This is a genomic window from Sphingobacterium nematocida, from assembly GCF_900168125.1.
GTDB classification, from domain to species: Bacteria; Bacteroidota; Bacteroidia; order Sphingobacteriales; family Sphingobacteriaceae; genus Sphingobacterium; species Sphingobacterium nematocida.
In genome coordinates, this window is the sequence record NZ_FUZF01000034.1 from 1 (window position 1) to 15011 (window position 15011).

14 protein-coding genes and 1 pseudogene are annotated in these 15011 nt (G+C 43.2%); 3 read left to right on the top strand and 12 right to left on the bottom strand.

All coding sequences use genetic code 11. The features are described 5' to 3' along the window. Nucleotides 1-257: transposase (locus B5X76_RS21355; protein ID WP_139375445.1), on the bottom strand; the 257-nt coding region annotated here is incomplete at its 3' end. Nucleotides 258-323: 66 nt separating this feature from the next. Between B5X76_RS21355 and B5X76_RS22485 the strand changes: the two are divergent. Continuing rightward, nucleotides 324-482: pseudogene (locus B5X76_RS22485) on the top strand (hypothetical protein); the annotation flags it as partial. 18 nt (nt 483-500) lie between these two features. Continuing rightward, nucleotides 501-2099, top strand: coding sequence for a helix-hairpin-helix domain-containing protein (locus B5X76_RS21360; protein WP_245801109.1), 1599 nt, complete (start codon nt 501-503; stop codon nt 2097-2099). Between the two features lie 902 nt (nt 2100-3001). Here the strand turns inward: B5X76_RS21360 and B5X76_RS21365 are convergent. Genes B5X76_RS21365 through B5X76_RS21375 form a run of 3 tightly spaced genes read right to left on the bottom strand, consistent with a single transcriptional unit; the run spans nt 3002 to nt 5655 of the window. Further along, a complete protein-coding gene (locus B5X76_RS21365) occupies nt 3002-3661 on the bottom strand; it encodes a phosphatidylserine decarboxylase family protein (protein WP_079645951.1) in 660 nt (219 codons plus the stop codon). Further along, the gene (locus tag B5X76_RS21370; RefSeq protein ID WP_079645952.1) at nt 3648-4532 is read right to left on the bottom strand and encodes a PfkB family carbohydrate kinase; all 885 of its coding nucleotides are present in this window, start codon (nt 4530-4532) and stop codon (nt 3648-3650) included. Before B5X76_RS21370 ends, B5X76_RS21365 begins: the two co-directional genes overlap by 14 nt. Next, nucleotides 4522-5655: an aspartate aminotransferase family protein gene (locus B5X76_RS21375; RefSeq protein WP_079645953.1), complete on the bottom strand. Its 1134-nt coding sequence runs from the start codon at nt 5653-5655 to the stop codon at nt 4522-4524. The genes B5X76_RS21370 and B5X76_RS21375 overlap by 11 nt, the downstream gene beginning before the upstream one ends. 258 nt (nt 5656-5913) lie before the next feature. Between B5X76_RS21375 and pdxR the strand changes: the two genes are divergently transcribed. Further along, complete coding sequence (gene pdxR, locus B5X76_RS21380; RefSeq protein WP_079645954.1) at nt 5914-7350, top strand: MocR-like pyridoxine biosynthesis transcription factor PdxR; 1437 nt, start codon at nt 5914-5916, stop codon at nt 7348-7350. Nucleotides 7351-7690: 340 nt separating this feature from the next. Here the strand turns inward: pdxR and B5X76_RS21385 are convergent, their stop codons facing one another. The 8 genes from B5X76_RS21385 to B5X76_RS21420 form a co-directional block, all read right to left on the bottom strand. After that, nucleotides 7691-8959, bottom strand: a complete 1269-nt coding sequence (locus tag B5X76_RS21385) for a serine hydroxymethyltransferase (protein ID WP_079645961.1) — start codon at nt 8957-8959, stop codon at nt 7691-7693. A gap of 116 nt (nt 8960-9075) precedes the next feature. Then, entirely contained in the window at nt 9076-9495 is a 420-nt protein-coding gene (locus tag B5X76_RS21390) for a cytochrome C (RefSeq protein ID WP_079645955.1), read from the bottom strand. A gap of 11 nt (nt 9496-9506) precedes the next feature. Next, nucleotides 9507-9779: a hypothetical protein gene (locus tag B5X76_RS21395; protein ID WP_079645956.1), complete on the bottom strand. Its 273-nt coding sequence runs from the start codon at nt 9777-9779 to the stop codon at nt 9507-9509. Then, the gene (locus B5X76_RS21400) at nt 9779-10783 is read right to left on the bottom strand and encodes a cbb3-type cytochrome c oxidase subunit II (protein ID WP_079645957.1); all 1005 of its coding nucleotides are present in this window, start codon (nt 10781-10783) and stop codon (nt 9779-9781) included. Before B5X76_RS21400 ends, B5X76_RS21395 begins: the two co-directional genes overlap by 1 nt. Before the next feature lie 20 nt (nt 10784-10803). Then, nucleotides 10804-12933 (bottom strand): cbb3-type cytochrome c oxidase subunit I, encoded by a 2130-nt coding sequence (locus B5X76_RS21405; RefSeq protein ID WP_245801110.1) that lies wholly within the window; start codon nt 12931-12933, stop codon nt 10804-10806. Between the two features lie 238 nt (nt 12934-13171). Next, nucleotides 13172-14512 (bottom strand): glutamate-1-semialdehyde 2,1-aminomutase, encoded by a 1341-nt coding sequence (gene hemL / locus B5X76_RS21410; RefSeq protein WP_079645959.1) that lies wholly within the window; start codon nt 14510-14512, stop codon nt 13172-13174. 12 nt (nt 14513-14524) lie between these two features. Then, nucleotides 14525-14719, bottom strand: a complete 195-nt coding sequence (locus tag B5X76_RS21415; protein WP_079645960.1) for an HAD family hydrolase — start codon at nt 14717-14719, stop codon at nt 14525-14527. A gap of 36 nt (nt 14720-14755) precedes the next feature. Further along, nucleotides 14756-15011 (bottom strand): integrase core domain-containing protein (locus B5X76_RS21420; RefSeq protein ID WP_139375446.1); only part of this gene is annotated, 256 nt, incomplete at its 5' end.

The window sequence follows — 15011 nt, forward strand, 5'->3', positions numbered from 1 at the left end:
ATGGCCTTTTTTAGAATATCACGCTCTAACTCCGCATCTTTAAGTCGCTTACGCAAAACCCTCAGTTCCTGTTCCTCGGGGCTTATCTTAGGATTGTCCGGGAGAACCTTATTACCATTGTAACGTGGGTTCCTGCGCCATTTACTAAGTAAACTGGGATCAATATCCAATTCGCCTGCAACTTCTGCTACTGAACCTTTAACAACGCTCAAATCGACCGCCATTATCTTAAATGAATCATCAAATTTTCTATGCATCTCTACAAATTTATAATTACTTATTAAATCTGTCTCGCATTAAAGGTAGCAACTCCAGAAACCTACATCGGCTTTCCGCGGCAACTCGGCCAGCACACAGGCGGTTTTGTAATCACCCAAAACAACCTGGCCGAACTGTGCCCCATCTTGAATGCACGAATGGAAGACCGTACCAACATCGAGTGGAACAAGGATGACATCGAAGCTCTAGGTTTCCTCAAAGTAGATGTACTCGCCTTGGGCATGCTCACCTGCATCCGTAAAGGATTCGATTTAATCAAACAGCATTACGGGAAAGAGATGACCCTAGCTAATGTACCTCAAGAGGATAAAAATGTATATGAAATGATTAGCCATGCCGATACACTGGGCGTATTCCAGATTGAAAGCCGCGCCCAGATGTCCATGTTGCCCCGACTGAAACCAAAGGAATTCTACGACCTAGTTATCGAAGTCGCCATTGTACGCCCGGGACCGATCCAAGGAGACATGGTGCACCCCTACCTGAGAAGAAGAAATAAAGAAGAAGCCGAAGACTATCCTTCGCCCGAACTAGAAGCTATTCTGAAACGAACCTTAGGTGTCCCTTTGTTTCAGGAGCAGGCAATGGAAATCGCAATCGTCGCCGCAGGCTTTACACCTGCACAGGCCGATGGTCTCCGTCGGAGCATGGCAACATTCAAGTCCAAAGGAAAAGTAGCCGAGTACGAACGCATGCTCGTAGAGGGAATGGTCAACAACGGCTACAAAGAAGAATTTGCCAGACGCGTCTTCCGACAACTGGAAGGTTTCGGAAGTTATGGCTTCCCTGAAAGTCATGCCGCCAGCTTCGCGCTACTCGTCTATATCTCCTCCTACATCAAATGTTATTACCCCGACGTATTCGCAGCCGCTTTGCTCAACAGTCAACCCATGGGCTTCTACTCTCCGGCACAGATTATCATCGATGCACGTAAGCATGGGGTGCAGGTTAGACCTGTAGATATCAACCATTCGGAATGGAACAACACACTAGAAGAGTTAACGGGGTCGTATTACGCATTAAGACTCGGTTTAAGACAAGTAAAAGGATTGGATGAAGCAGATGCTCACCTTTTAACAAAAGGCCGTCAGAAGGCTTATAAATCTGTCAATTCGATATTCGAAACCGGCGTCGCCTTAAGTGCTCTGGAAAAACTGAGTGATGCAGATGCTTTTCGTTCCATAGGGCTAGACCGAAGGCAGGCGCTTTGGGAGGTCGCGGCTTTAGCAGACCATCCAACGGGAGCCTTTACGGGACAGCCTTCGAACAGTACTTTCGAAACCGCAGTAGCACTACCTATCCTGTCACCGATGGAACATGTCATGGCCGACTATGCGAGCACCACACTTTCACTAAAGGCACACCCGGTAAGCTTTGCCCGAAAAAATCTGGATGCCCTCCATGTCACCCCCTCCGCCAAACTCAGCGACATCCGCGATGGCATGTGGATAAAAGTCTGCGGACTGATTACGGTTCGTCAGCGACCGGGCACCTCCAAAGGCGTCCTCTTCATAACGATCGAGGACGAAACCGGATTTTCAAATCTTGTGGTATGGGCCAAGACTTTTGAAACCTACCGTAAGGTCATCTTACAATCCCAACTGCTACTCGTCACCGGTAAGCTTCAAATCGAAGGAGAGGTCATCCATGTCGTCGTAGAATCCTGCCATAACATGAACCATCTCTTGACCATCAAAACCCGAAGCCGCGATATAGGCTCCATACAGAAATCAACTTCGAGCAAAGAGAAAACAGCTACGGACAAAACAAACACAAATGGAATCCAAGGTGAACTGTTCCCCTCCAGAGATTTTAAGTAAACCCCAGAAAATACATTATTAAAAAAAATTAAAAAACACTTGCACAAGTGTAAAACATACACTATCTTTGTGGTATCATAATTTAGGTTTATAATTGGTTACAAAAGGTTTTCATTCTCCCCGTTTGAAAACCTTTTTCTTTTTACCAGTTTCTCACTTGACCTACCACTTTCACCTCCTCTTTTCGGGACTTCATTTTTGAAAAACCAACACCCAACAATCCATCCCTGTTTCTAAAAATCCGAATGAGGGTTTTTGAAAAGTAAACGCTCTCGTCACTGCGAACAACGTGAAGCAGTCCCTGGAATACTTTCAATTAATCCTATACAGTTTGTAGACCTCTCCGCAGGGTCGAGGTGACGTCGTTTGCTACTTCTTCCTTCTCACTTCTATAACTATGCCGTCATCCCGACCGTAGTGGAGGGATCTAAAAGCGATATCTTTAAACCTATTTGGTTCAGAGAAATCGAGGTGACGTACAGGCTTCACTACCCCTCCAATAACCTCTCAGTAAAAGTCAAAAAAAAGCATTAGAATTACACTCAATTTCCAGCTCTTTAAAACTCTTCTTACAACAAAAAAATGGTTCAAAAACCACAAAAGAGAGTAAGCACTCACCTTAAGCCATTTCTCTAAAAGCAGACCTCAAAACAAGCTTAAAATACAATTACGAATTTCGCAATGACATAAAGTCACTCTTTAATACAGAAGCAATTAACAAATTAAACAAAAACTAAAACTTGATATAAAAAACAAGACTTAGAGGGAAAAATAAAGCATAAATGGCTTAAAACACGTTAAACGCATTGAAAATTTGTTAACAAAACAATAATATAAAAATCAACAACAAAATAATCAGACATTTAACATTAAAAACATAAATAAAAAGATTAACATTAAATTCACCACTTGGCGATAGGTGTAACTCCCCCCTTAGGTCTATCTCCCAGCTTCACCAGCACCTCCGTACCCAACGGCAAAAGCACATCCATACGAGACCCAAACTTGATAAATCCCAGCTCCTCATTTTGCCTTACTCCCATCCCCTCTTCGCTGTAATTTACGATACGTTTTGCTAGAGCTCCAGCAATCTGTTTTGCCAAAATAAGCTTCCCATTTCTATGTTGCAGAACCGTCGTATAACGTTCATTTTCGGTAGACGATTTGGGGTGCCATGCAAAAAGATATTTCCCCGGATGGTACTTTTTATAGATCACTTTTCCACCAATAGGGTACCGGTTGACATGCACATTTAGCACACTCATAAATATAGAAACCTGAATCCTCCTACCTTCAAAATATTCGTCACACTCCACCTCTTCAATAGCCACGACCTTGCCATCACAAGGAGCAATTACCCAATCATCACTATGCGCATGATGTCGAAAAGGGATCCTAAAAAAGTAAATTACAAGACCGAATGGGACCGTGCTCAACAGTAAAATCGACCAACTGATAAGAGGCGAAATCCCGTAAAAAAAATAAAATGACAACAGATTTAACAACACATAAACACCTACCGCGACTCCTATAGAACCTCTTCCTTCCTTATGAATTTTCATCTTCTTTACCTCCTTTATAAATTTGTAAAACATCCATTTTCTCCTTTGCATAGAGCAGATCTTCTGCTCTTATTTCGTTCGAATCACGCCTATTTACCCGACTCAAAACCGCCGAAATAAACTCCGTGGCATAGTCTATTGCCTCCGAAATCGTCCGTCCATTCTTCATTATTACAGTCACCAATGCGGTAAAAAGATCCCCTGTTCCCACGGCTTCTATAGGTATACGAGCCGCCATAAACCGCTGGATATGCCCATCAATAACGAGCAAATTCTCCAAATATCCCTCCGGCGTATCCCGTAAATGGGCTCCTGTAACGATGATTTTCTTCTCTTTTAACTCCGGAAAATCCGCCAATAATTCGCTTAATTCTTCTTGAGTTTCAAATTTACCGCCCAATATATACTCCATTTCGAAGTGGTTTGGGGTCATAATATCGCATAGAGGAAGCAGCTTTTTTAGGGAATGTGCAACCGCTTCTTCGGATAGATATAGCCCAGAAGTACGGAAATCACCAAAGACAGGATCATAGATATAATGAGCCACACACCGACTATCCTTACAGGAAGAAATCCATTCAGCAGTAGTATCGATAAGGGGGATAGCAGAGATATAACCTGTCATAAAATAATGGCAACTCGCCTTATCCAACCCCAAATCTACGCCTATCACCAGTTCCGAAAAGAGGTTTACCGAAACCACATCACCCCTATAATCGGGGTTATCAGTAGCCGAGGATAGTACCACCGTAGGGAGCATACAGATATCAGATGCGTGCAATTGGGCAGCAAACATAGCCATATTATTCCCTACATATCCTGTTGACACCAGGCTCTGTATACTCACTATTTTAGCTTCTTTATCCTTCATTTCTTAATGCTCTTTTTAGTTTTTCTAGAAACACCTGCGCCTGTTCCAGGCTAAAAGTCAACGCTGGCAACAACCGCAGTGTGTAATTCCCAGCATATCCTGTAAATACCCCTTCTTGATACAAAAGACTATCCCTCAATGCTGTTATATCTTTTTCAAACTCAACCCCGATCATCAATCCCCGACCACGGACTTCCTGTACCCCAGCTAGTTTTTTCAGTTCCTCACGAAGAAAATCGCCTACCACAATCACATTATCAAGCAACTTCTCGTCTTTCATGACCTCCAATACCGCCAAGGCGGCTGCACAAGCCAGATGATTACCTCCAAAAGTCGTCCCCAATTGCCCTAAAACAGGTTTAAACGAGGGGGATATCAAGGTTGCAGCCATAGGAAATCCATTTGCAATTCCTTTCGCTACCGTAATCAAATCAGGTTTTATCCCTGCATATTGATGGCTAAAAAAACGCCCTGATCGCCCATATCCAGACTGTATCTCATCCAATATAAGCAGCGTACCCGTGTCATCACAGGCCGACCGTACGTCATTCAGGAAGGCGTCATCCGCTATATGTATACCACCGACCCCCTGTATTCCCTCGATAATAACGGCACAGAAAACCTCTGTTTCCAACTGCTTTCTTAGGCTGGAAATATCATTAAAAGGCGTAAAAATAAAATTGAAATTTTCATTGATCGGCGCACGCATAGAACCAATATCAGTAGCTGCTACTGTTGCAGAGGTCCGTCCATGAAAAGCATTAGACATCGCCAGTACCTTACTCCTTCCGGTATGAAAAGAAGCCATTTTTATAGCATTCTCATTGGCTTCAGCTCCGGAATTAGAAAAGAATACACTGTAATCTGGGTAACCGGACTGCTCCCCCAACTCCAGCGCCAAGCGGTCTTGTAACTTATTCTCCACAGCATTGGAATAGAAAGCGATACGATCCAATTGCTGTCGTAACGTGTTGACATAATGTGGATGTGCATGCCCTATAGAAATAACGGCATGCCCACCATACATATCCAAATAAGCTCGTCCACCTTCGTCATATACATAGCTACCTTTAGCGCTTACAATATGAATATTGGACTTCTGAAATACGGCAAATGGGTTCATACGATGATAAAATTTAAAACTACACACTAGAGATCTAACGATCATCTTTTAGAAATACGAAATTCCATCTAAATTCGACAATCCAACTAGTCCAGTTTCGCTTTAAAGCAACAGACCAAAAGCACCAAACAAAACACAAAACACTCAAAAACAATAAATTAAATAAAACAAACAACATCCCTACTGTCTATCTGGTATAGAAAACATCTACAAACAATCGTATCTTTGGACCAGTAGGAAATTTAAATCTGACACGACATGTTAAGACCCTGGACACTTGATATCGAAATAGACAAATCGTCTACAAAACCAATCTATTTGCAGATAGCGGATATTATAATCGAAAGCATCAAATCAGGCCGCCTTCCCAAAGGCACCGCCCTACCGGGAAGTCGTACGCTTGCTAACAGCCTACAAGTCAACAGAAATACCGTTATTGAAGCTATTCAGGTATTACTTAATGAAGAATGGTTAACCAGCCAGGAAAGAAGAGGAACCTTTGTTTCGCACAATCTCCCGATTTCTTCCAAATCAAAATCCTTACAATCGGAAAGCGGCATTAGTACTGAGCCACAACTACCTGCACATATCCCTTTTGATGATGGCCATCCTGATAGCAAAATTGCTCCTGTAGATCAATTGGGACGGGCCTACCGCCAGATTTTCAAACGCAACGCCCGTTGGAAAATGATGGGATATTCAGAAACAAATGGTAATCTAGACTTTAGAAAAGCCATTGCAAGCATGTTAAATCTAGAACGCAGCATGCAACTCCATGAAAACCAACTCTGCATCACCCGGGGAAGCCAAATGGCCATGTACTTAGTATCGCAATGCTTATTACAACCAGGAGATTATGTGATCGTCGAGTCACCAGGCTATAGTTCAGCCTGGAAAACATTTGAAAAAGCGGGTGCAAATCTGATTTATATTCCTGTAGATGAAGATGGAATTGTCGTCGAAGACATCCTACCACATCTCGTTTCTAACCCGAAAATAAAGGCGATATACCTCACTCCCCACCGGCAATATCCGACGACAGTGACCCTGAGTTTGCAGCGTAGGTTAGAGTTGGTCAGCCTCTCCAATCAATATCAATTTACCATAATAGAGGATGATTATGACTATGAGTTCCATTTTGGATACCGTCCATTACAGCCCATTTCGGCGTTCTCCGAACTGGAGAATGTAGTCTATATAGGCACTTTAAGTAAGGTCGTTGCACCTGCTCTTCGAATAGGCTATCTCGCCACTAAAAACCAAAAGCTGCTGGATAGTATCATCGATCTACGTCGTATTATAGACATTCAAGGTGATAGTATTATGGAACAAGCTGTTCTTGAACTCATAAAAGACGGCACGATAAAACGCCATATCCGAAAAGCTACACTCCATTATCAATCCAGACAGGGATTTATGGTAAAAATGCTGGACGAACATCTCGCTACACAGGTTACCTACCATATCCCCCAAGGCGGACTTGCCTTTTGGATCTGTCCTAAATACCCCGTTAACTGGACTATGGTATTTGACAGACTAAAGGAAAAATCAATTTCCATCTTACATCCTTCCAACTATTACGAACATGATGGGTATGAAGGACTTCGTATAGGGTACGGTTCGGTATCCGAAGAACAGATAAAAGAGGGAATTATTGCGCTCGCTGATATTCTGGCAAAAGCAAGATTGGCTTAGCAAAGTATTTTTTTTATTGCTTCACTATGTTCGCAAGGACGGATATAGCTATCGTCATTGCGAGAGATAAGTTTTTTAACAAACACAGAGAAGATCTAATGATAGTAAAAGTAACGTCATCCCGATAAATCGGGACAGGCTCTCGACCTTGTGGAGAGGCCTATGGACTATATAGGAGTCATGTATAGCTTTTAGATTCCTCGACTACACTACGTTTCGCTCGGAATGACGACATAGTTTGCAAATCTTTCATTGATAGCGGAATAACATAAAGTGAAGCAATCTCATACTAACAATGAGATTGCTTCGCTACATTCGCAAGGACGGGTAAACTCTATGTTTAATACAAAGGATACTCCAACATCCAATTACTTACCTTCTCTTTGATACTCTGCAACTTATTTGCATCGTCTTTGCTACGCAGTGCTTCCTCCATCAAATCGACAATGGTCTCCATGTCCTTTTCTAGCAATCCCCGTGTAGTAATCGCTGGTGTTCCAACCCGGATGCCAGAAGTCTGCAACGCTGATTTCGTATCAAACGGAATCATATTCTTATTCAAGGTAATACCTGCGTTATTCAGAACCAATTCGGCCTCCCGTCCAGATATAGACCAACTAGAAAGATCGATTAACAGCAAATGGTTATCTGTACCACCGGATACCATATCAAAATTGCGGGAACGAAGGGCTTTTTCAAAGGCTTTGGCATTCTTCTGTACCTGTTTGATATAGCTATCATACTCTGCTGTAAGTATCTCGCCGAAAGCAACTGCTTTAGCTGCTATGATATGCATCAATGGACCACCCTGATTCCCAGGAAAAACCGAAGCATCTAAAAGTGAAGACATCATCCGTATATTCCCCTTATTATCTCGGAGCCCGAAGGGGTTCTCAAAGTCAGCACCCATTAATATTATTCCTCCACGTGGTCCACGTAAAGTTTTATGGGTTGTACTGGTCACCACATGACAATGTGGGATTGGATCAGACAGTAATCCCTTAGCAATAAGCCCCGCTGGATGCGCAATATCTGCCAATAACAACGCTCCTACACTATCCGCTATCGCTCTAAATCGCTGATAGTCGATATCACGGGAATAAGCCGTAGCTCCTGCTATGATCAGATTGGGCCGTTCCTGCAAGGCAATCTCTTGGATCCGGTCATAATTTAAAAAACCAGTTTCTTTATCGACGCCGTAGAAACTGGTTTTGTATAACTTGCCTGAAAAATTGACCGAGGCTCCGTGTGTGAGATGCCCACCTTGCACCAGATCAAATCCGAGTATCTTATCACCCGGCTTAAGACAGGCCGACAGCACTGCAGCATTGGCCTGGGAACCGGAATGCGGCTGTACATTGGCGTAACTGGCATTAAATACCTTCTTTATACGGTCTATAGCTGCCTGTTCTACCTGATCTACGACCTCACAACCGGCATAATACCTCCTACCAGGATATCCTTCGGCGTACTTATTGGTCAATACAGAACCTGTGACCTGCATTACCTGCGGGCTTACATAGTTCTCTGAAGCTATGAGTTCCAGATCTTTCATCTGTCTGTCCTGCTCTTTTGCGATAAGATCAAAAATAAAGTTGTCTAATTCCATCATGCGTAAAAGTTTTAAGTTAAATACGAAGTTCTGTTATTATTTTCCGCAAAAGTAAGCTTCAAATGGATGGTATTGCTAGTACAGAATGTGCAATAGCTACTGATCCAGTATACTCACAGCGCCTCCACAACCGGGAGATTCATATAGCGGACCAGATAATACAAAGACCAGGCAATAAAGCAAATAAGCAAAATCCACACCCAAAACGGAATGGTCTGTGGAGTCTCACTACCGGATATCAGAAAAGACTTCTGATCCCCTTTACCATAGGCATTAATCATAATAGGCACTACACCATCGACAACAGCATTCTCCTGAATACCCTCCACCGCTATCGCTGGACCATTACGTACCTCAAAAGGAATAATCCGTATTCCTTCCTTACCAGAGGGATCTTTACTGACCAATTTCAAACTATGCTGGCCATCAACTAGTTTGCGAGTATCGATATCGATATGAATAGGTGCAGTCACTACCGCTAGAGGACTCACCTCCTCATCCATAAATATGTATATTTTGCTTTTAGCTTCCATCTCTATGCACTTTAAACATCCACTTCATTGATTATCACCCTCTTGATATGCGTACGCTCCTTTTCCATGGGACGAATCAGCCATTTAATGGAGAAAAAAAGTGTAGCCAGCACAATCATAGCTACCGCACCTATAATCCAATAATCAAACTGGCTATCAGGTCCCGACCCATGCACCACACCCCTTAATATCTTGGGCTGATGCCTATCACAGACCGGGCATGCCCACACCGTTTGTTGTATTACGCAGAACGCAATAACGAGTATACTTCTTAACTTGTTCATTACTTCATTTGTGTTTTTAAATACTCCATAACTTCTTTAACCTCTTCTTCGCTCACTTTGGGCGCTTTATTGCCCCAACTATTACGTTCATAGTTTATAATCGCAGTTACTTCTTTCTCGGTCCAGCCCATATTATGCCCCACCGCAGGCATCGCACTATATTCGGGTCTGGAATCATAACCGTTCATAATAATATCCACATAAAGCTTAAGGTCTTTGCTGAGCACTATCCTACTGTTTTTCAGCGGAGGAAATGCTCCTGCCAAGCCTTCGCCCGAAGCCTGATGGCAGGATTGGCAATTGGCCGCATACAGTACCTGACCGTCCAACAGGCCATCATCTGCTTTTGACTCCGTAGCTCCCGATTTCTCTTCGGGTTTATAGAGAAAAGATGGCGTAGTTGCCGCCTCGGGTAATGGAGCCTGCTTCAACTCCTGCAGATAAGCGACAAGATATAGCGCCTCTTGGGTAGCCACCACCCTCTTATTTCCTTTCCGCATAGCCATAGGCACATTTACCGCAATATCCCCTTCTTCCAAAACCTCTTTATATGCAAAAAGCCAAGGATAAGCCGGCATAATAGACTCCTTAACAACCAGACGCGGGTTATATAAATGTAGGAGATGCCAATCCAAGCTAGGCTGCCTATTTCCCACATCCGTCAGGTCGGGCCCCGTCCGTTCGGTCCCCATCAATGTTGCTGTATTTCGCCAGGTATCCACCCGCGTGCTCAATGCATAATCGGCAGCTGTGGATGGTCTATTGCCCCACACTTTATCCATATGCACATTACGTACCTGCTGACTATGGCACGCCACACAACCATTGGATATGTAGAGATCCCTACCTTTTCTTGCATTTTCACTCAGAGGTTGAGCATCCAGCAAAGGACCGTTATTCATCTGATTATCAAATGCCGGCACAATAGCAATAACAACAGTAAGTAAAAGAAATAAAACCGTAGCCGTTGTAAATAGCTTTTTATGATTATTAAAAATTTCCATTTTTTAGCTTCCTCCTTTAGTTATTTTTCGACATTTTCCTTTTCTAGATGAGCGACAACCTGATCCACAAGAGGTTTCTCTTCTTCACTTACAGCCATCATCTGGAATACATTATATGCAAAGACGATATGGGAAACCCACATTAAAGTACCACCTATTGCACGCCACAGCCAATAAGGCATCATCAGGGTCACGCTATCGATAAATGGCACATTTTCCATCCATGCCAAACCACGCAATGTCCCTCCATACATCAGGGAGACCGAATAAATCATCAGACCGATTAATGCCAACCAAAAATGAGCACCTATAGCGGCCTGTCCAGATTCCTTTCCCGTAAGACGAGGAAGCAGGGCATAGATACCGCCCCACAGTAGAAAGGCAATAATACCATACATCGTCATATGGGAATGTGCTACGGTAAAGTCAGTAAAATGCCAAAGTAGATTCGTATACCGGAAGGCTTCAGCTGTTCCCTGCATAGAACCCGTAAAGTAAAAAACAATACCTACCACAAAAAAAGGAAGGGAATAACTATCTTTCACCTTATGCCAAGCGCCCCGAAAAGTCATGATAAAGTTGGTGGTACCCGCAGCTACGGGAATCACCATACCTACACTGGCTACAATTGCCACAGTCTGTAACCACCAAGGAATAGCACTGAAAACAAAATGATGCGTACCGATCAGCGTATAGAAAAGAATCTGCGTCCAAAAAGCCAGTATCCCTAGACTATATGAATAGATAGGACGATTGAGCTGTTGGGGCAGAAAATAATAGACAATCCCTAAGGTAAATAACATAAACCACATCCCTACGGCCTGATGCATATAGTAACCTTGAATAATGGTCTCGCCCAATCCATCCTGATAAGAAGGAAGATAGCCTACCACGGCAACGATAGAAATGAACAATACAGCCGAAACGATATACCAATTGGATATATAGATTTCTTTGGTTTCTCTTTTTGCTATTGTTTTGAGGTAACTACCTAAGGTAAAAGCCAATCCCAAAGCAAACAGCAGCATGATGGGCCAGATATACTCACGATACTCTCCGCCTCCATTGTTTATCCCCGCCATCAGGCTGAGACTACCAAACAACACGGATGCATTGATTAATATCAACGAGTACCATCCCCAATTGACTTTCTGTAGCTGCACATTGCTCACTTTGGCAACGATATAATAGCCCAACCCAATCATCCCCAAAGATGACCAACCCCAAAAAACCGCATTGGTATGTACTGGACGTAGCCGTCCAAAACTAAGCCAGCTTATAGCTTCAGCATCGGGCGCAATAAACTTGATACCCAGATATTCACCTACAGTCGTACCAAATAACAGCCAAAATGTAGCCGTACCGATAAACCACTGTATCAATCTGGAACTTGAAGCATCTATTTTAGGCCTAGGGAGTGCTTTTCGCTTTTTGGCCACAAAAGGAAGATTCTCCAAATCCCGGCTCTGCAACAGTCCTTTTTCATCAGATATTGTCGCATCCCCACTCAGCTCCTGATCCGAAAGTCGGTAGTGAAGTGCGCCCATCCGCTTCTCAAAAACAGCAGCATCTACGTCATCCTGTTTTCGCATATAGGTGGCGAGTTCTTCCGCTTCCTTCTTTGTCCCCATATGGATGGACTGCCGCACCTGCTTCCTAATCTGTACAATCAGCAGGATAATCGCGACAACAAGTGGAATCGCTACCAGAACCATCGTCACTAATACACCACCCTGACTGAGCAAATCCAGATCATCTACTTTTTCGTAAAACTGTGCTCTAGCCTGTAGCACTGCTCCCAACAGAAAGAAAAGAACGACTCCAACTCGTTTATTTTTAACCAATTGACTAATTACACTCCATAATCGACTGACCTGTTCGGCATTGCTATCCCGTATCAACTCATCCAAACGTTTCCCATAACCTTCATCTCGATGCAGGCGGCCTTGCAGCAACTGCCAGTACCGATTGATATACTTATAGAGTAAAGTCGTGACGATAAACAGAAATAAAACCAATACAACCCCAATACAGGTTATCCAATCCATGTCACGGAATGAAAAAGAGGTAGGGAGCATGACATGTGCTTTGGAAACCTGCGGGGTGTACAACAGTAAACAACTAAAAAGTAAAGGATAAAATCTTGACATTGCCATAAAGTATAATTACTCGTTTTAAAGAATATGATTTAGAATCAACCCAGGCCGGGGCTATATGGCTTTGGAAAAGAAGAGGTCAGGAATGGATTCGAACCATTATAAAAGGTCTTGCAAACCTTTACCTTCCAATCAGTCACCTGACCTTAAGATCTTCGTTTTAGTAGATCAACTTTTGTTACCCAAAGATACGCCATGTGTGGATCAATTTGCCATGACAGTTCAGGCAAAATCACCTAGTCCAGCTTAGCGCAGACGCTGTTGTTATTTTATTTTTTATAAGCCCCGTTAACACTGTACGCGCTGCTTCAATAGTATAATCCAGGTCTTCTTGCGTAAGGGCATCGGACAAAAACCAGGACTCGAATGGAGAAGGCGGAAGATAAATCCCTTGCTCCAGCATACCATGGAAAAACGCACGAAATATACCTGCATCTGCACCTTGGGCTGATGCATAATCCGTCACCACATCGCTATTGAAAAACAGAGAAATCATAGAACCTACACTGTTGATACAGACCTGAATCTGCAATTCCTCAAATACGGATTTCAACCCTTCCTCCAGATAAGAAGTCTTATGTTGAATCCTGCGATACAACGCTTCATCCTTATTGATCCGTTTCAGCATCTGTATTCCTGCCGACATCGCTAAAGGATTCCCGGAGAGTGTCCCTGCTTGATAAACAGGCCCCAAGGGTGCTAACTGATCCATAATATGACTTTTACCAGCAAATGCACCGACTGGCAATCCGCCTCCGACAATTTTTCCAAAGGTCACCAGATCGGCTTCTACCTTAAAATACTCCTGCGCTCCTCCCCGTGCCAGACGGAACCCGGTCATTACTTCATCAAAGATCAATAAAGCCTGATACCGGGAACAAAGTTTACGTAAACCTTCCAAAAAGCCTTGCGATGGTGCCACACACCCCATATTACCAGCTACTGGTTCGACAATTACTGCTGCAATACTTTCTGGAAATTGCTCAAACAAAAGCGCGACACTATCTAGCGAGTTGAAATCAGCCAATAAAGTATCCGCTATTGCTCCCTGTGGCACCCCCGCCGAATCGGGAATCCCCAATGTAGACAGTCCACTGCCTCCAGCAACCAAGAAAGAATCGGCATGACCATGGTAACAGCCAACAAATTTGATAATCTTACTCCTTCCTGTAAATCCGCGCGCAAGTCGAATAGCGCTCATCGTTGCTTCTGTCCCTGAATTGACAAAGCGAACCTTCTCCACATGAGGTACAGCATCGACAAATAATCTTGCCAGTTCTATCTCCGCTTCTGTAGGAATACCATACGAAGTACCTAACAGTGCTTGTTGCTGAATGGAACCGACAACTGGAAAGAAAGCATGGCCAAACAGGAGGGCTCCCCAAGAATTCACATAGTCTATATAGGTATTATCATCCGCATCGTACAGGTAGGCGCCTTTTCCTTTTTTCACAAAAACAGGATTCCCGCCCACACTATTAAATGCCCGAACAGGAGAATTCACTCCCCCAGGAATAACCGTTGCTGCCTTCAGAAAAAGCGTTCTACTGTTCTCATATCTGTCTTTCTTCATGATCCTATTATACTAAAGTGTAATCAATCCATCTTCTTCCTGTAGCAGGTTAAAGTACTTTAGCGCCTGTACTACTCCTGCTTCATCGACTTCGCCCGTGATGTGATAGGCAATATCCTTTACCTCCTGACGGGCATTCCCCATAGCAACTCCATACTTCACGTATTTAAGCATTTCAATATCATTACCGCCATCTCCAAAAGCCATCGTATTGGAACTGCAACTAAAAATGAGAGACTTTTTTTATGCTGCTAATCTTTCTTTACCCAACAGCATTTCTTCCATTTGCCTAGGTGTTTTGTAACCTAAAGCCGAATGTGTTCTTTTAGTGTTATAAAAACCTTCTATATATCCGAACACCTCTAATTTAGCCGAGTGCTGATCCATAAACCTTCTATGGTAGACCATCTCTGCCTTTAAAGATTTGAAGAAACTCTCCGCTACGGCATTATCCCAACAGTTCGCTTTCCTACTCATACTCTGGATTATGTTATTATCG